Here is a 15,855-nt window from a genome sequence, read left to right as displayed (position 1 = left end):
AAGAAGAAAATATCGGTGAATCAATGTTCAAATGGAAGAAGTTAGGCAAGGTCTTTACGCCGCAGGAGGTGACCGATCGTCCGTGGCTTAAGGAGTTTGCCCAAGCGCCTGCAACGCTGATTTTCGATGACTTTGTCCGAATATATTTTTCCTGCCGCCCACCAGCGGATCAGGCCGGGCAATATGTCTCGCATTCTGCTTATATTGACGTGGATAGGGCTGACTTGTTCAAGGTCATGCGGATCAGCGAACGTCCGGTCTTGGAATTGGGCAGTCTCGGCGAATTCGATCAATTTGGTACTTATCCGATCTCCGTCGCGAGGGATGGCGACCTCATACGCGCTTACTATGCCGGCTGGACGCGATGCGAATCCGTGCCTTTCAACGTCGGTATAGGATTGGCCTTGAGCACGGACGGAGGCCGGACCTTCTCTAAGGCGGGCAGGGGACCTGTCGTGCCGTACTCGCCGGATGAACCCTTCGTCCTGAGTGGTCCCAAGATTCGGCGTTTTAACGACCGATGGTACCTGTTCTATATCTCTGGTTCCAAGTGGATCATGGCCGATGGGCGTGCGGAGCCTGTGTACAAAATCCGTCTTGCCACCTCTGAAGATGGCTTGCACTGGACGAAAGCGAACAGAGATCTGATCGAATCTGTCGTTGAGACCGACGAGGCACAGGCGAGCCCCGATGTGATCTTTGCCGGGGGGCGCTACCACATGTTCTTCTGCTATCGCCACAGCACGAATTATCGCGGCAAGGAAAAAGGATACCGGATCGGCTACGCCTCGAGCAACGATCTGGTCAACTGGCAACGTGACGATAGCAAAGCGGGGCTGACGGTGTCCGACACAGGCTGGGATGATGAGATGGTTAGCTACCCGCATGTCTTCGAGTTGGATGGCAAGACCTATATGGCCTATCTCGGCAATCAAGTCGGGCGCAATGGTTTCGGCCTTGCTGTTCTCGACGGAAAGCTTGGTGACGCATGACCAAGATGCGATGGAAGAAACTGGGCAAGATCTTTGATCCCACGCAGCATCATTTGCCCGCAGGCTGTGTCGAGTTTGCGCAGTCGCCCCAAGCGCTCGTTTTCGATGACTTTATACGAATCTACTTCTCAACGCGCGCAACTGACGTGAACGGCAAATATCTCAGCCATGTCGCTTTCGTCGATATGGACAAGACTCTGGGGCGGGCCATTCGCGTTTCTGACAGGCCGGTTATTGAACTCGGCAAACTCGGTTGCTTTGACGAGCATGGCATCTTCCCGATGAATGTGATGCGACACGAAGGGAAGATCTACGGCTACACATGCGGCTGGAATCGAAGGGTTGCGGTCTCGGTCGATACGGCAATCGGGCTTGCCCTCAGTGACGACGACGGGATGTCGTTCAAGAGGATCGGCGATGGACCGGTCTTATCGGCGTCTCTCAAGGAGCCGTGCCTGGTCGGCGACGGCTTTGTGAAGTTCATCGATGGCCTCTTTCACATGTGGTACATTTTCGGGACTGGGTGGAAAGAATACTCCCCGGGCGCGCCTCCGGATCGCACTTATAAAATTGGTCATGCGACCTCGCCAGACGCCATCAATTGGCAGAAGGAGGAAGGCAGGCAGATCATACCGGATCGGCTTGGCGCCGACGAGAGCCAAGCTCTGCCGACCGTCATCCGGATCGATGATCGCTATCATATGTTCTTCTGCTATCGGCAATCGTCGGATTTCCGCACTAACAGGAAACGCGGCTATCAAATCGGTCACGCCTATTCGCACGATCTGATCAACTGGTCACGCGATGACCTTGAATTGGGGATTGAAGGAACGGACGGCGAATGGGATTCCGACATGTTGTGCTATCCGCACGTCTTTGAGGCGGATGGGTCAATTTACCTCCTCTATAACGGTAACCAGTTTGGCCGGCATGGATTCGGCGCCGCAATACTGGAACGCGCTGCATGACGCCGGATTGGGGCCACAACCTCGCTTCGGCAAGCGACATCGCCTACCACTTGAATGAATGCGGAAGTGTTTTCGCCGAGGGGCTTCGCGCACGCGTGGACATCGACGCTTATGCGCTGAAAATCCTGCTCAATGCCGAGCGCTTTGAGGCATGGTCTGACGGTAGGTTGATCGGGCTTCTGGCCATATATTGCAACAATCCCCAACAGACATCGGCATTCATTACGAATCTGAGTGTGTTCGAAGAATGGCGCGGCAGGGGGATAGCGGGAGCGTTGCTTGAACGGAGCATCGCTTTGGCCAGGCAGAAGAGGTTTGAAACGATACGCCTCGAGGTCGAGGCGAAAAACATGGCCGCCGTCGCTGTCTATCGCAGATATGGGTTCGTGGTGCTGGATAGCGAACAGTCAATGCTGACAATGAAGCGAGAATTGGGGTAGAGGATGGCTGAGAAGAAGCGCGATTATAATAGTGAAATCAAGGATGCTAGTGATCATCGCTACGCATACAACTTCGATTTTGACGTCATGCATCATTATATGCTGAAGTCTTTCATGCCCTTTTTCCGCTCGGGAAGCCTGCTTGAACTTGGAAGTTTCCGGGGCGATTTCACGAAAAGGATCGTTCCTCATTTCGACGATATCACCTGCGTAGAAGCCTCCGATGAGGCAATAGCCGTCGCGAGGAACGAACTGGGTGACGGCCTGACATTTATCAATGATGTGTTCGAAGAGGTGAAGCTCCCCAAGCGCTATGACAATGTCCTGCTGACACATGTTCTCGAGCATTTGGACGATCCGGTAGGCGTGCTGAAGCGCGTCAATGACGAATGGCTATCGGAAGGGGGCAGGCTCTTCCTGGTATGCCCGAATGCGAATGCCCCGTCCCGCCAGATCGCTGTTAAAATGGGTTTGATAAGCCACAATTCCGCAATCACGAATGCGGAAGCGGAGCATGGTCACCGCATCACATATTCACTGGATACCCTGGAACGCGATGCAAGGTTGGCGGGATTGAACGTTGTGCATCGGTCCGGCGTTTTCTTCAAAGCCCTGGCAAATTTCCAGTGGGATCGCTTACTTCAGACGGACATCATTTCCAGTGAATATCTGGAGGGTTGCTATCAGCTGGGGCAAGTCTATCCCGATCTTTGCGCCAGCATCTTTCTCATGTGTGAAGCCGGCCGAGCGCAATAGGCTGCGCTTTACCCGAACGCAACTTCTGAATCCCAAGGATGTCCGATGCCGCGCGTATCGATCTGTATTCCCGCATACAAGGCCGACTATTTCGAACTGTGCCTGCGAAGTGCGTTAGCTCAAAGCTTCACCGATGTCGAAATTCTGGTGTCGGATGATTGTCCGACCGATGAAATCCAGGCGATCTGCCGGAACTATGACGGGTTTGTCCAATACAGCCGCAATCCGAATCCCGGTCCCGAGAGCAATGTGCGCAGGCTGGTGGAAATCGCGAAGGGCGAATACATCAAATTCTTGTTCGATGACGACGTTCTACACCCTTTCTGCATACAGTTCCTGCTAGAGGCGCTGGAGTCGACAAAGGAAAAAAACACGCGCCTTTCGTTTTCTCCCCGTTATTTGATTGACGGGAAAAATCATACGACCGGCTTCATTAACCACTTCAACGCTTCCGGAGATAGCCTCAAGATCGTTTCTGGCGACGACTTCTTGCGGTTGACGGCTCTCAATCACGTCAATCTAGTTGGAGAGTATACAACGGCTTTATTTCGGAAGGAGGATGCATTTGATAGCGATGGCCGATTCCGATTGTACAAGATGGAAGGCGATCTCTTTCCTGGCTTGATTGATTTGTCAGCCTGGGTGGAACTGGCGCAGCTCGGCAACTTCGTCGTTCATCCTACACCGCTTTCCTATTTCAGGCGCCACGAGAACGCCACGTCGAACCCAGAGGTCAACTGGAAATTCATTTATGCAATCACCTACTATGAGGACGTGCTAAATTTTGCGTTTGAAAGAGGCTATTTGTCGGCAAGCGACTTGCCTACCTCATATCGCAACCTGCTGAATGTCTACCGGTACTGGCAGAATTCGTTCCCTCAGCTTGGAGCGAGAATTGCGCAAATTGAAGAAGCACTGAGGTAAAGAAAAGTGCACGCCCTAATCACCTGAATCTGAAGTTCGGTTCATTGTCTTCTGGCAGAAACGCTTGACCGAGGCGAAGATTTAGTCGGCGGATTTGACCCACTTGTATGGGGTGGGATTTTCGTTGTGGGTTTCGATGAAGGCGTCGATATCGGCTTCCAGTTCTGCTGGTGGAGCGGTGTACGCCGCGCTGCAACTACTTTCGCGTCAGCTCTGCGAACCACCGCTCGACCTCATTGATCCAGGATACCGATGTTGGCGTGAAGTGAACATGCCAGTGTGGGCGGCGCGCGAGCCAGGCCTTGATCCTCGGCGTCTTGTGCGTCACATAGTTGTCCATCATCAGATGCACGTCCGACCCATTGGGCATTTCGGCGTCGATCCGCTGCAGGAAGTCGAGGAATTCAGTGGCCCGGTGACGCTTGTAGCAATGACCGATCACCGCCCCAGTGGCAATGTCGAGCGCGGCGAACAGCGATGTCGTGCCGTTGCGGACATAGGTATGAGTACGCCGTTCCGCGACGACCGGCGCCATGTTCGCGAGCGCCAGTTGCGGCACCATCCGGCTCAAACTGCTCAAGATCGGCGCCGTCGTCACCAAAAGCGTCCGCCGCGTCAGGATCGCTACGGCGTCAGCTTATCCATAGGCCGACGAATGGCAGCGCGCATCATTCGTTACGACGAGCCACGCCCCGCTGACGAAACAGACAGCGCTCAGTTCAAAACACCGCCCAGTCTACGCCCTGCCTTTGCCGCAGCGTCGCCGCGCGTCCGGCAAATGGCGAAAACCGCGCAGCCCACACCGTAACGCCTCGCAAACACCAACATCGCCCGCGCCAGACCGAACAGATAATCGACCTTGTTGGCCTCACACCAGGCCATCAGCGTCTCGCGGAAGAACCCGCTGTCGGCGCCCAGCAGGATGCGGATCCGCGGCCAGTTGCTGCGGATTTGCCCAACGGTCCGTTTGACCGCCTCGACTGCACCAATATTTGCGCGCCTGAGCTTGGAGAGGAGCAGGTGCCAGCCGCAGAGGATATAGAGCGGCAGATAGGGATAGCTGTCGTAATAGCCATGGAAGAAGCGGCCTTCCTGGTTGCCATGGATCGGATCATCAGTGGCCTCGACATCAGGGGTAATCTGTTGGGACGCTTGTCTATGTGCCTCCACGAACCGCGCCTCGATCGCTTGCGGATCATGACTGATCTTGCGATAGCGCGACGGCGCCGGGCTCGACGGTTCCAGCCGGTTGAGCGTGCTCTTGCCGGCCAGCGGAGCGCAGCCGGCGCGCTTGGCTTCAGCTTGCCGACCAAAGTCGCCATCACCGGATAATGGCGCAACCCATTATGATCGTTGAGGTCTTCGTAGCCCACGAAATGGTCATGGTGAAGTGGTCGCGTGGCCGCCGACCTTCTGCTGGCAGCCTGGGATCACGGACCTTCGCGGATTGTCCATGGCGAGAGACCGCGCGAATACCCGTCACTTGAGATCGCTGCGGCCTTGGGGCGGTTGTTGAACCGGGACGGCGCCGCGCGCGAACTGCCGCGCGCCTGGAGAGGAGACCTGCCAGGAATGGTAGGTTCTGGTGACCTCTATCGGCGAACCAGCCATTTCTTGGCGACGCGGCAAGCCACCGTATAGGCCGGGTCAAAGACGTTGCCGACGTCGTAACGCACGACCTGGCCGAGCAGATGGCTGGCCGCCGTCCTGTCCAGGCCGCAATCAGACGCCAGCCAGGTCAGCATTTCGCTGGTGGCATGCTGGAGCGCCTGATCGAGGGGCCTGGCGTTGCCGATGGTGAAGATGTCTTCAGCGGTTTCCCCGCGCGGCCAGACCAGTCCGGCCTGCTTTTCCACCGTCAGCCGTACCGTGACGTCGAACGTGGTCTCGACGCCGGTTCCGACGATCTCCCCATCCCCCTGCACGGCATGACAATCGCCGAGAAAGAACAGGGCGCCGGGAGCCGAGACCGGAAAGCGAACCGTGGTGCCGGGACCGAACAGCCGATAGTCCATGTTGCCGCCATATTCGCCGCTGGTCGCGGTCGAGATCGCCTGGCCGAGGCTCGGCGCCACGCCGAAACAGCCGATCATCGGGGCAAGCGGCAGAACGAAATCTTCAAGGCCGGCAACCGGCTCGGACAGCCGGACGGTCGAAGCCTCACGGTCGATCGCCCAGATGGCGATATCACGCGGCGGCAGGTCGCGGACAGTTTCGGGATCGACGACATTGGCGGCGACGACGCTGCGGGTGAACCCGGTGTCCCTGGTCGGCATCATGCTGACGATCTCGACCTTCAGCGCATCTCCAGCTTCGGCCCCTTCCACGAAAATCGGGCCGTTCATCGGGTTGCCGCGGGGTGCCCGCTTGATACCGTCCTTGTCATGGCCCGCAGCATCGAGCGTCTCGGTGACGACGGTATCGCCGTCGGCAATGCACAAAGCCGGCGGAAGGGAGCCGATGACATTGTGAAAGCTCGTGGGAATGAAGCGGTGAGTGGTCATGAGATACGGCTCTCGCTCGTTTCGAATGTCATGAGCCTGCGGCTGAACTGCCCGGCGGAGAGAGTTCGAGACTAGAGCAGAGATGAGATTGCCTGCAATGCCAAGATCCACAAATCGCCCGAAATACCGTTCGGCCGCAATTGCGGCGGCCGATGGGCAGGCTGTCAAATCAACTCATCTTGGCGCACCGAACAGGCTTCCGGCGCAATTCCCGGTCTCAGGAGTTGATCGGATCGACGTTCAGAATTTGAAGCTGGTGCCGAGCGTTACCCTTTGCTGATTGACTTCGAAATCGCCGAGCGCCGCGCCTAAATCCTTGCGTCCGAAGTCGTCATAGCGATATTCGGCTCGCATGATGATATTGTCGGTTAAGGCGTGCTCCACACCACCACCGGCCGTCCAGCCGATCAGGATGTCGTCCTTCTTGCCAACTCCCGGCACGTCGACTTCTCCACCGGCCGCGGCCAAGCCGCCGGTTCCGTAGATCAGCGTGCGGTCCAGGGCATACCCCACGCGGCCGCGCGCCGAGCTGTCCCATTTGAGGGAAACGTCGTTTCTATCCTTCCAGTTGTAGTTGAAGTCATTCTCGATACCGAAAATGAAAGGGCCATGCTGGAAATTATATCCGCCATAAATGCCCGTAGACCCCCCATCAAGGTCCTGCTCGGAACCGTCGAGGTAGGTCGCATGGGTAGCGGCATATCCGCCCTGAAGCCCGAGATAAAATCTCGACCAGTCGAAGGCCGACTGAGTCTGTCCCTGTCGAACGTAAGCGGGATCTTGAACCACCACATCGGCGGCAAAGGCCGGCACCGCCGAGAAAGCCATGGCGGCCAGCGCAATTGTCTTTGTGTACATTTAAAGTGCCTCGTCATTTCGATGATCGGAGAAGGCTTCAGCAAATCGGCAGTCAGCCGGGACCGATGCATTATGCTGCGGCTCGGCGTTGCTGTTTGCGTTTTAATGTTGAGATATGTTGTGGCCCGGGCATCCCGGACATGAGTGTGAAGGGTCGCGCGGGGCGGCGTCAGGAGTGGGGACCCAGCGGTGGAAACCATGCAAGGAAAAAGTCCAAGCCATTATAATCTAAATATGTTCCTGTTGTTCCATAACGTTGATTACGCCAGAAATGGCGCGATAGGGTATATTATATATCCCGTGGCGGCACATTTTAGACCGTCGAAGCGATCTCCCTTCCCGAGGGGTGGAACGGAACGAATTTCCGATGGGTTGGTTAGGCCTTGGAGCAGCCCTTTCAAGAGCCGGAGAATGCCATGGACCCGAGGAGCACGTCGTGAATGTTCTAAGTTTCAGCAGAGCCAGAAACAATCGCGACGGTCCTGATGCCGGTTTCGTGACCACGGACGTTGACAACCGCCGGCTCTACAGGTTTGCCCTGCAATACGATATGGACGGCAAGACCTGGGCGACCGAGATCTGGGTCTATTCTTCCAGAGATGCCGAAGACCGCGTCGCCGCAATGCGCAAATCGCTGACGATGTGCGGCCAACTCTATGGCGAAGTGGAAGCTTAGAGCTCCGAGAGACCTGCAGAAATGGAAGCAGGAAGCTTGAACCTATCGGGTTCAACACCTCTACATCCCCCATCCATAGTATTGCGGCTGCCGTCGAGCCTAGTGCACAGCGATCGAGCTTGCTCCTTTCGAGCCGTATTCCCTTGCCCGCACTTGGTGAGGTCCCCTCGTCCGGAATAGGATGGCGCCCTCCCCTGCTTAGAGGTTAGTTTCGCCCTTTCGATGACTTCGCCAGCATCTCGCTCAGCGTGGCCGCGGAGAGCATGGCTTCCGCCAAAAGTTTCTTGAGCTTCTGGTTCTCTTCCTCCAGTGCTCTCACCCTTCTGGCTTCGAGACCGGCGCTTCCGAATTGCAGGGATTGCCACCGATAGAAGGTCGGCTCGCTGATGCCGTGCTTGTGGCAAACATCTGCCACCGTCACGCCGGCCTGGTGCTCCTTCAGAATGATCGTAATCTGGTCGTCGTCGAATTTCCTCTTGCCCATCACCGCTTCAGTCCTCACGAAATGCTCTGTTGAAGCTGTCGAGAAGTGGTCTGACAGCATAGAGCGCCACGCTGCTTTTGCCTGTTTCGATCAGTGTTTGTGCGGGCATGCCCGCGACCAGTTCGACATCACGCATTTTCGCCAGCCGCTCGTCCGTTACACGGATCGTTGCGGCAAAATAGGGCTGGCCGTTCTGCGGATCGGTGAGGCGGTCCGCCGATACATACTCGACCCGACCTTTCAGGAGTGGAACACGCCGCTGATTGTATGGCAAGAGGTGGACCTGTGCCTCGAGCCCCGCATGAACGAGATTGATATCTTCCGGTCTGACATGGGCAGACACGATAAGGCGATCGGCGCGTGGCAGAAGATCGACGAGCGGTTCGCCCGCACCGATCACCCCACCTGATGTGTGGATGCGCAGGTTCATGATCGTTCCATCTTCGGGAGCACGGATATCGGTCCTTGAAAGCTGGTCGTCGATCGCCCGCAGGCGCTCGCGCAGCTGCATGATCCGGCTTTCCGTGTCGCGCATGCCCTGGGCGACTTCGCTCAACCGGTCGCTCTCGAGCTTTGCGAGATCGGCCTGGGCCTCGCTGATCACCTGGTAGGCGCGGGAAATCTGTGCCTCCACCTGACCCTGCTGGCCATCCAGGTCTGCTTTTTCGCGCTGGAGGTTGAGAAGCCTGCTCCTTCTTTCCAGTCCTTTGGCGGTGAGGTCCGTGACCTGATCCAGTTCTTGGCTCGAGATTGCGGCTCTGTCGGCCAGTGCCGCCTTCTGCACGCCAAGTCCGACGATTTCCTGCCGCACCTGCGCGATTTTTTCATTGGCGATCTGAATTTCAGCCTGCATGACCCGGCGACGAGCTTCGAAGATTTTCTGTTGCCCACTGAGAATCGCGCTGACCGAGGGATATCGGTCCATGGCCGCCCTGAGATCCTCGGGATAGGCGACATGGTCGCCGCCTGTCTGCTCCGCAAGCAGACGGGCGCGGCTTCCTTCGGCGTCCCAAAGTTGCCCTTGGATGCTGTCGCGCTCCGAACGAAACTTCGTGTCGTCGAGTTCGATCACGATCTGCCCGGTCATGACCGCGTCGCCGTTTTTGACGAGGATCCGTCGGACAATTCCGCCTTCCAGATGCTGAATGGTCTTGCGGCTGGACTCCGGCTCGATAACGCCCGAGGCAACTGCAGCGCTTTTCAGCGGCGCCAGAACCGACCAGATCCCCAATCCGACGATGAAAACCAGGATCAACAGGTTCCCCGTCCAGACAACGCCTCTGAGCCCCGGCATGGGCGAAGGGGGAGCGGGTCCGCGCTGTTTCTGTTCGATCACTGGCGCATAGGCCGTCTGTTGCCTGGCTGTCGCCGTTGGTCGCGGCGCCAACCGCTGCCCGATCCTTGACGAATTTGAAAATCTCGCCGGCGTTGCGTCCAGTGGAACAAGGGTCATGGCCGCGTCCCTCCCTACGTTCCTGTTCGAGACGGTGGTTGAAGATAGGTTTCATAAATCCGCTCGCTGTCGCCAAAAGCGGCCACCGTCCCGTCACGCATGATGGCAATCTTATTGGTGACCGGCAGGATCCCCATCCGGTGGGTTATGACAACGACGATCATCCCCCGGGATTTCATGCGCTCGATTGCCGTAAACAGCATGCGTTCGCCGTCATAATCCAGGCTCGAATTCGGATCGTCGAGAACGATAAGAGACGGATTTCCATAGGCGGCCCGTGCCAATCCCAACTGTTGACGCTGAGCCCGAAGAAGCAGGTTTCCACCTTCGCCGATATCGGTTTCGTAGCCCTGCGGCAGCCGCATGATCGCCTCGTGCAATCCAACCAGCTTGGCGGCGTCGATCGCTTTGCCGGGATCTCCACCGTCCAGCCGGCCGATCACATCCTTGATTGCGCCGCCGAAGAGCTCGATGTCCTGCGGCAGGTACCCGACATGGCGGGTCCCGCCGCAAAGGCGCAGAGCCGAGATATCGACCCCACCGAGGAGAGCATATCCGCTCGTTGCCGGCACAACGCCTGCTATGACGCGACCAAGCGTCGATTTTCCCGATCCCGACGGACCAATGAGCGCTACGCAATCACCTGGCGCGAGGCGCAATGTGATACCAGTCAATATCGGCCGATCGGCGAATGGCTTGAAATAGCTGACGTTATCGAGAAGGAGGCCATTGGGCTCCGGCAGGGGCACCATTCGCGCATCGCAGTCCGATGCGACTGTTATCAGCATTCTGTTCAGGCGATGGAAGGCATTGCGCGCAAACATGAAGGAGCGCCATGCACCTATTGCGCCCTCGATCGGTGCGAGCCCGCGCCCGAGGAGCAGGCTGGCAACGAAGATGATTCCGGGACTGCCGCTGTTGGCGAGCACCAGCCATGTCGCGGATCCCATCATGAAGATCTGTGCAAGTGTGCGGATCGATTTGGAAAAACCAAGAATGATCTCGGTGCGATGCATCGCGATGTCCTGCGCCCTTCTTGCCATTTCCGCGTCGCGATAGACGATCAGCGCTGCGCCGTCCTGCATGCCCATTGCCCTGATGACCTCGATGTTCTTGAGGGCGGTCGCAAATCGCAGATAGCTCCTCGTAAGGGCAAGATTGGCGTGGGCAAGCGGTTCTCGCGTCGCCAGTTCCGTCATGAACGCAAACAACAGGAGTGCAAGTGCGCTCAGAAGGCCGATGGTCCCAAGCAGCGGATGAACGAGAAAGAGCAGGAGCAGGAATATCGGCGCCCAGGGAACGTCAAAAAAAAGCGAGCTGGCCGGTGAATCGAGGAACTGGCGCAATGCCGCCAGGTCCCTGTAGCATTCCGTGGCAGCTCCCGTATCGGCGCGGGAGGCGTATTCGAACGAGGCGGTGAGCACCATGGGGCGTAGCCTGTGGTCCAGCCAACTGCCGATGCGCGAAAGAGCTGCCCTGCGCACGATATCCAGCGTGGACCCGACCACAACGGCAATGGCGATGATCATCGTCAGCATCACGAGCGTGTCGACACTTCGGCTCGACATGACCCTGTCATAGATCTGCAGGAGATAGATGGAAGGCGCCAGAAGAAAGAGATTGTAGCCGCAACTATAGAGGAAGACCAAGCCGAAGGCTCCGGCACAAGCGCGCAGCGCAACAACAAGCTGTGTCGGCGGGCGCGGTGGCTTTATGGAAATCGTTGTCATTATCAGATCTCGCTGCACTTGATACTGACAAGAAGAGGCTGCCGGCTGGTCGAGTAACCCCTGAGGGTCGCCAGCCGAAGCCGGCGACCCTCATAGGCCTGAATGCATCAGCCAAGATGGCTGACATCGATATGGCCGAAGGCGTTTATGAAGTGATCGAGAGAATTGTTCACCGTCGTCGTTTCGGGATCCGTGTGAACCAGAGCCGACGAGATATCGCCGCCCAGGGCGTTGTTCCCGTTGCCGCCGTTGCCGCCGACACCTGCCAGGATGGTGGCATGCTGATCGGCCACGAGCTGGGTGTATTGCGTGGCGGTCGTCGCCGCAGCCACCGAAGCCGTGTCATGGCCGCTCGTATTGCTTTGATCGCCGTTGGAGTGGGCGTTTCCTCCAGCGCCGCCGGCGCCGCTGGTCAGCGATGCCAGGAAGCCATTCTGGGCCTGGCTCAAGCCACCGGCTCCACCGCCGCCGGCGTCCCAATCTGCCGTCTGCCAAACGTGATCGCCGTTGTGCAGATGGGTGGATGCCCCGTCGACCGTTTGCACGGGCGAGATATAGGCAACCGGGTTGTAGTTGATGTTCCCATCATTGTGTCCATCACCACCGTTGCCGGCATTCGCGTCACCCGCATCCGGGTGGTTGAGATGAATGGTGTCGGATATTTGTGGAATAGGCATTGATGTCACTCCTTTTACTTCGTTTCGTCCGCGTTTGTTTTACGGCGTCCCCCTACGGCGTGCATTCCAGCATTTTCACCGCAGTCAATACAACCGCGGCCGAATATTGCTCGCGATTTAAGCTTTGGACCACCTAGATATTCGGAGACATTCCTTCGGATGTATACTTGAAGTTCCGGAGCGTTATTTGATGTTTGATGAGTAGGCGTAGGTCGCTGGTCACGATCATGCCTGCGAACCTCGTCGAAGCGACGCCAGGGCCTCCAATTCAAAGGCAGATTGGTGCTCGCAAACTCGCACAACGGCCGTTGCGGTGATGACAGCCAAATGGCTACGGAACTAGCCAACAGGATGTAGACGAATTGCAGGCTCTGCTTTTCCTGCGTTCAGATGCACAATGCCGGAACAATTCAGGCTGCACAGCGCCGCATGCTCGGCAGACGCGCGGTCGACCGCGAATGGAGACGGTAATGGCGGAAACTCGTCCCTTATTGGAAGATCAGCCCAAGACGGGCACCGATCAACACCTCGCCCCCAATGTGGCCGCAGGGCATCTGGCGCTGGTGCCGACCTGGCTTCCATTGGATGTCGCTTCCGGTCCGAGCCATAATTCAGCCGGCAGCGGTGGTGACGGGATCAGTGAAGGCGTGATCAGCAGTAATGCGTTGGCCGTCTTCATGCCGTCCAATGCAGCTATTGCCGGACCTCATTCGGCTGCCGACGCTTTCCAGGGCAACGACGCACTCATCAACCAGCACCCCACCGAAATGGCCGGCATAGGCGGGAATGGCGGAAGCGGCAATGTTGCGATCGGCACCGGCGATGGCGCCAATCATGCCGGCACCGGCGGGAATGGAACCTTCTACGGTGGCATGGTCAGTACCGAAGTCGCGCTGTTTGCCCCCGTCAACACTGCCGTGGCTGCAGGCCCCGGCGCGGAGGCTCACGCGGATCAATCGAACAACGCACTGTTCCTGCAGGGCGCAACCCAGATGGGCGGCATCGGCGGCTCGGGCGGCGACCATAACGTCGCAAGCCATGGCTCGTCGATGAGCCCGGGAACTGCGCTCACATTGACCGGCGACTTTTATGCGGGCCACGGCGGCGATGGATATTTCGTCGGCAGCATGGTCGACGTGAGCATAGCCATCTTCTCACCGATCAACATCGCCATCGGCGCCGCAGGCGGCTCCGCGGAGGCTCATCAGACAAACAATGTCATTTTCGACCAGGGCACCGTACAGATCGCAGGCATAGGCGGCAATGGCGGTGGCTTCAACCTGTCGTCAGACACGATTTTTACCGGCAACCATGCCGGCGGCGGTGGCGGCGTCGGATCGTCAACCGGCAGCATGGTCGACGTCAATTTCGGCTATTTCCATCCCATCAACATTGCCGTCCCCGCCGGCGGAACGGCGGACGCCCAACAGACAGATCATGTTCTCTATGATCAGCATGCGCTTCAGTTGGCCGGCATCGCAGGCCATGGCGGAGACGGCAATCTCACGGATGCCCATTCGGCCCTCGTCGACGACATTCTGAGCTTCATGCATAGCTGAAGCGCGTCACTTGAAACGCGATTGAAGCGGCTGCTTGTCCTTATGCATGTCGCTGTCCCGGAACCCCTGCATTTTCCGGACCGTATGCATTGGAGCGCCGTGCATCCTTTTGGACGCACGAAGAACGCTTTAACATCTTCAATCCTCGCATCATGCTTTCCGAGCGATTCCGATTTTCGGGCCGATGCGCTGGCGGATAGGATCCCATTTGCATTGCAGAGGTCCAATTGCACGTTCTTCGTGCCGTTTTTCAAACCATATGTTGAACCACTTCTCCGCCAGGCATCTGTCGATGTAACCGCAGTACCGTCCGAAAACCATGCCAACTGGTATCAATGCGTCGATGGCCCCAAGTTTTTCAGTAATCATAACGGGTAATCTGTAATCTTCTGCTTCTTTTGCTTTTCACGTTTGTCGTTTTGCTGCCGAAATCTGCAGCCTCCCTGAATTGAGATATGGAAACATAGCTGAGCCGAACGCCATCCCGTTACATTCAACATCTCTTGCTCAATAGCTCCGTGGCGGATCGATTGTCTTTTCAGTGCCTTTGAAAGCTTTTCTGACCCGCTTGCCGTACGTTAATTTGGCGATGGTTGAAAAATATACAGCGACAAGTCGAACTGGCACCCTCTCATGAACAAGGTCTGAAATGTGCTCTGCAGACCCAGTTTTCTATCGATGAAATCTTATAGACTATAATAATTATCATGAGAGATCCCGATTGTTGATATCGAGAATATACTCTTTTTTTGTCATGACATGAGACGACAACAGGAATACTATGAAAAACTGTTGGGTTGCAAATATTCTGGGGAGCACGCAGGTGTCCAACAGTGCTAGAACTGCGCGCCGTACCGGGCGCAATGTACCAACTGTTATCGTTATCGAGCATTCTACACTGGCGCGTACGACCGTGGTGAAGCTTCTTGAGGGTGAACTCGCCGGGTGGAATTTTATCGATATGATCTCGACCGAGAGTCTCGATAGAGCTCTTGGAACCGAGGTGCGTTTGGTTGCATTGGATCTGGCTGGCAGAGGTGTTGAGAGCATCAGCCTGCGTGATGACCTCGCGGCAATTGCTACGCGTTTTCCCGAGGCTCCCATTACGTTGCTCTCGGACACGGATGACGTCAACATAGCCCGTCAGGCCCTCAAGATGGGTATACGCGGCTTTTTCTCGACTTCACTGCCCATTGATATTGCCCTAGCCGGCCTTCGTCTCGTTCTGGCGGGAGGAACATTCTGCCCGCAGTTGTTAGGGGCTGTTGCAAATGGCTCCAACGAGCCCGGCCCGGCCAGAACTGAGGCCGAAAAAAGCTTGGATGATAGAATGCAGTATCTGGCGATTGCCGATTTTACCCCCCGGGAGGCGGATGTCCTCGCAGAGTTGCAATCCGGCTGCTCGAATAAGGTCATCGCAGGAAAACTCAATTTGTCAGGGCATACGGTGAAAATGCATTTGCAACATATAATGCGTAAGTTGCAGGCGCAGAACCGCACTGAAGTGGTTGCCCGATTGGTTCAAAGAGCCGCCGGCGGGCAGGACGCCTCGCCGAGCCAGGATCCTGGATTGCTCTGAAGCGCGTCGCGATCTTCAGAGCGACAAAGCGCGAAGCGCAGCGCATCGGGCGCTGATCCCCGATCTCTCGAAGAAGATGTTTATTTCGGGCTTGCCCGTTTGCACACGCCTGTCGAACTTCGCTCGCCACACTAAGTTTCCCAAATGGACCTGGCAAAAATACCGTGATGCGGGATCCTCGGATCGAAGAAGCGTTTTCGCGAGGGTATCCGGCGGCGAATTTAACGGCTTCGCCGCGCACCAAACCTCCAATCC

General features: G+C 57.0%; 14 protein-coding genes and 3 pseudogenes. 9 read left to right on the top strand and 8 right to left on the bottom strand.

Annotated features, from left to right (window positions below; translation table 11 throughout):
- The first annotated feature begins 23 nt into the window (after positions 1–23).
- The 5 genes from RHEC894_RS22065 to RHEC894_RS22045 are packed head-to-tail and all read left to right on the top strand — an operon-like array spanning position 24 to position 4,080.
- Complete coding sequence (locus tag RHEC894_RS22065; protein ID WP_085739151.1) at positions 24–992, top strand: exo-alpha-sialidase; 969 nt, start codon at positions 24–26, stop codon at positions 990–992.
- A complete protein-coding gene (locus RHEC894_RS22060) occupies positions 989–1,960 on the top strand; it encodes a hypothetical protein (protein WP_085739150.1) in 972 nt (323 codons plus the stop codon). The genes RHEC894_RS22065 and RHEC894_RS22060 overlap by 4 nt, the downstream gene beginning before the upstream one ends.
- Positions 1,957–2,400, top strand: a complete 444-nt coding sequence (locus RHEC894_RS22055) for a GNAT family N-acetyltransferase (RefSeq protein WP_085739149.1) — start codon at positions 1,957–1,959, stop codon at positions 2,398–2,400. The genes RHEC894_RS22060 and RHEC894_RS22055 overlap by 4 nt, the downstream gene beginning before the upstream one ends.
- Positions 2,401–2,403: 3 nt before the next feature.
- Positions 2,404–3,156 (top strand): class I SAM-dependent methyltransferase, encoded by a 753-nt coding sequence (locus tag RHEC894_RS22050; protein WP_085739148.1) that lies wholly within the window; start codon positions 2,404–2,406, stop codon positions 3,154–3,156.
- Positions 3,157–3,201: 45 nt separating this feature from the next.
- Positions 3,202–4,080, top strand: a complete 879-nt coding sequence (locus RHEC894_RS22045; RefSeq protein ID WP_085739147.1) for a glycosyltransferase family 2 protein — start codon at positions 3,202–3,204, stop codon at positions 4,078–4,080.
- Positions 4,081–4,164: 84 nt separating this feature from the next.
- Here the strand turns inward: RHEC894_RS22045 and RHEC894_RS22040 are convergent.
- Positions 4,165–4,597 (bottom strand): annotated as a pseudogene (locus tag RHEC894_RS22040) (IS630 family transposase); the annotation flags it as partial.
- 22 nt (positions 4,598–4,619) lie between these two features.
- Here RHEC894_RS22040 and RHEC894_RS32595 point away from each other — a divergent pair.
- Positions 4,620–4,727: pseudogene (locus RHEC894_RS32595) on the top strand (hypothetical protein); the annotation flags it as partial.
- A 184-nt stretch (positions 4,728–4,911) separates the two neighbouring features.
- Here RHEC894_RS32595 and RHEC894_RS22035 read toward each other — a convergent pair.
- The 3 genes and pseudogenes from RHEC894_RS22035 to RHEC894_RS22020 form a co-directional block, all read right to left on the bottom strand.
- A pseudogene (locus RHEC894_RS22035) lies at positions 4,912–5,450 on the bottom strand (transposase); the annotation flags it as partial.
- Between the two features lie 222 nt (positions 5,451–5,672).
- Entirely contained in the window at positions 5,673–6,584 is a 912-nt protein-coding gene (locus tag RHEC894_RS22025) for an acetamidase/formamidase family protein (RefSeq protein WP_085739145.1), read from the bottom strand.
- Positions 6,585–6,824: 240 nt separating this feature from the next.
- Positions 6,825–7,442: an outer membrane protein gene (locus tag RHEC894_RS22020; protein WP_085739144.1), complete on the bottom strand. Its 618-nt coding sequence runs from the start codon at positions 7,440–7,442 to the stop codon at positions 6,825–6,827.
- A gap of 496 nt (positions 7,443–7,938) precedes the next feature.
- On the opposite strand from RHEC894_RS22020, the gene RHEC894_RS22015 reads away from it, so the two are divergent.
- On the top strand, positions 7,939–8,118 hold the full coding sequence (locus RHEC894_RS22015; RefSeq protein ID WP_245339530.1) for a hypothetical protein: 180 nt from the start codon (positions 7,939–7,941) through the stop codon (positions 8,116–8,118).
- A 205-nt stretch (positions 8,119–8,323) separates the two neighbouring features.
- Here the strand turns inward: RHEC894_RS22015 and RHEC894_RS22010 are convergent, their stop codons facing one another.
- From RHEC894_RS22010 to RHEC894_RS21995, 4 genes are all read right to left on the bottom strand, one after another.
- The gene (locus tag RHEC894_RS22010; protein ID WP_010062560.1) at positions 8,324–8,602 is read right to left on the bottom strand and encodes a transposase; all 279 of its coding nucleotides are present in this window, start codon (positions 8,600–8,602) and stop codon (positions 8,324–8,326) included.
- Positions 8,603–8,609: 7 nt separating this feature from the next.
- Positions 8,610–10,055, bottom strand: coding sequence for an HlyD family type I secretion periplasmic adaptor subunit (locus RHEC894_RS22005; protein WP_085739141.1), 1,446 nt, complete (start codon positions 10,053–10,055; stop codon positions 8,610–8,612).
- Between the two features lie 14 nt (positions 10,056–10,069).
- On the bottom strand, positions 10,070–11,785 hold the full coding sequence (locus RHEC894_RS22000) for a type I secretion system permease/ATPase (RefSeq protein WP_085739140.1): 1,716 nt from the start codon (positions 11,783–11,785) through the stop codon (positions 10,070–10,072).
- A gap of 107 nt (positions 11,786–11,892) precedes the next feature.
- A complete protein-coding gene (locus RHEC894_RS21995) occupies positions 11,893–12,462 on the bottom strand; it encodes a PE-PGRS family protein (RefSeq protein ID WP_085739139.1) in 570 nt (189 codons plus the stop codon).
- A gap of 470 nt (positions 12,463–12,932) precedes the next feature.
- Between RHEC894_RS21995 and RHEC894_RS21990 the strand changes: the two genes are divergently transcribed.
- Positions 12,933–14,021 (top strand): hypothetical protein, encoded by a 1,089-nt coding sequence (locus RHEC894_RS21990; RefSeq protein WP_085739138.1) that lies wholly within the window; start codon positions 12,933–12,935, stop codon positions 14,019–14,021.
- Positions 14,022–14,802: 781 nt separating this feature from the next.
- Positions 14,803–15,600: a response regulator transcription factor gene (locus RHEC894_RS21975; protein WP_085739136.1), complete on the top strand. Its 798-nt coding sequence runs from the start codon at positions 14,803–14,805 to the stop codon at positions 15,598–15,600.
- Positions 15,601–15,855: the final 255 nt, after the last annotated feature.

It is taken from the genome of Rhizobium sp. CIAT894, assembly GCF_000172795.2.
Taxonomy (GTDB): Bacteria; Pseudomonadota; Alphaproteobacteria; order Rhizobiales; family Rhizobiaceae; genus Rhizobium.
This window is presented reverse-complemented; position numbering and strand designations above follow the sequence as displayed.

What these genes read in the sequence shown, in the direction of transcription:
- RHEC894_RS22065 (WP_085739151.1), top strand. Translation starts at nt 24, where the DNA reads ATGTTCAAATGGAAGAAGTTAGGCAAGGTCTTTACGCCGCAGGAGGTG.
- RHEC894_RS22060 (WP_085739150.1), top strand. Translation starts at nt 989, where the DNA reads ATGACCAAGATGCGATGGAAGAAACTGGGCAAGATCTTTGATCCCACG.
- RHEC894_RS22055 (WP_085739149.1), top strand. Translation starts at nt 1,957, where the DNA reads ATGACGCCGGATTGGGGCCACAACCTCGCTTCGGCAAGCGACATCGCC.
- RHEC894_RS22050 (WP_085739148.1), top strand. Translation starts at nt 2,404, where the DNA reads ATGGCTGAGAAGAAGCGCGATTATAATAGTGAAATCAAGGATGCTAGT.
- RHEC894_RS22045 (WP_085739147.1), top strand. Translation starts at nt 3,202, where the DNA reads ATGCCGCGCGTATCGATCTGTATTCCCGCATACAAGGCCGACTATTTC.
- RHEC894_RS22025 (WP_085739145.1), bottom strand. Translation starts at nt 6,584, where the DNA reads ATGACCACTCACCGCTTCATTCCCACGAGCTTTCACAATGTCATCGGC.
- RHEC894_RS22020 (WP_085739144.1), bottom strand. Translation starts at nt 7,442, where the DNA reads ATGTACACAAAGACAATTGCGCTGGCCGCCATGGCTTTCTCGGCGGTG.
- RHEC894_RS22010 (WP_010062560.1), bottom strand. Translation starts at nt 8,602, where the DNA reads ATGGGCAAGAGGAAATTCGACGACGACCAGATTACGATCATTCTGAAG.
- RHEC894_RS22005 (WP_085739141.1), bottom strand. Translation starts at nt 10,055, where the DNA reads ATGACCCTTGTTCCACTGGACGCAACGCCGGCGAGATTTTCAAATTCG.
- RHEC894_RS22000 (WP_085739140.1), bottom strand. Translation starts at nt 11,785, where the DNA reads ATGACAACGATTTCCATAAAGCCACCGCGCCCGCCGACACAGCTTGTT.
- RHEC894_RS21995 (WP_085739139.1), bottom strand. Translation starts at nt 12,462, where the DNA reads ATGCCTATTCCACAAATATCCGACACCATTCATCTCAACCACCCGGAT.
- RHEC894_RS21990 (WP_085739138.1), top strand. Translation starts at nt 12,933, where the DNA reads ATGGCGGAAACTCGTCCCTTATTGGAAGATCAGCCCAAGACGGGCACC.
- RHEC894_RS21975 (WP_085739136.1), top strand. Translation starts at nt 14,803, where the DNA reads ATGAAAAACTGTTGGGTTGCAAATATTCTGGGGAGCACGCAGGTGTCC.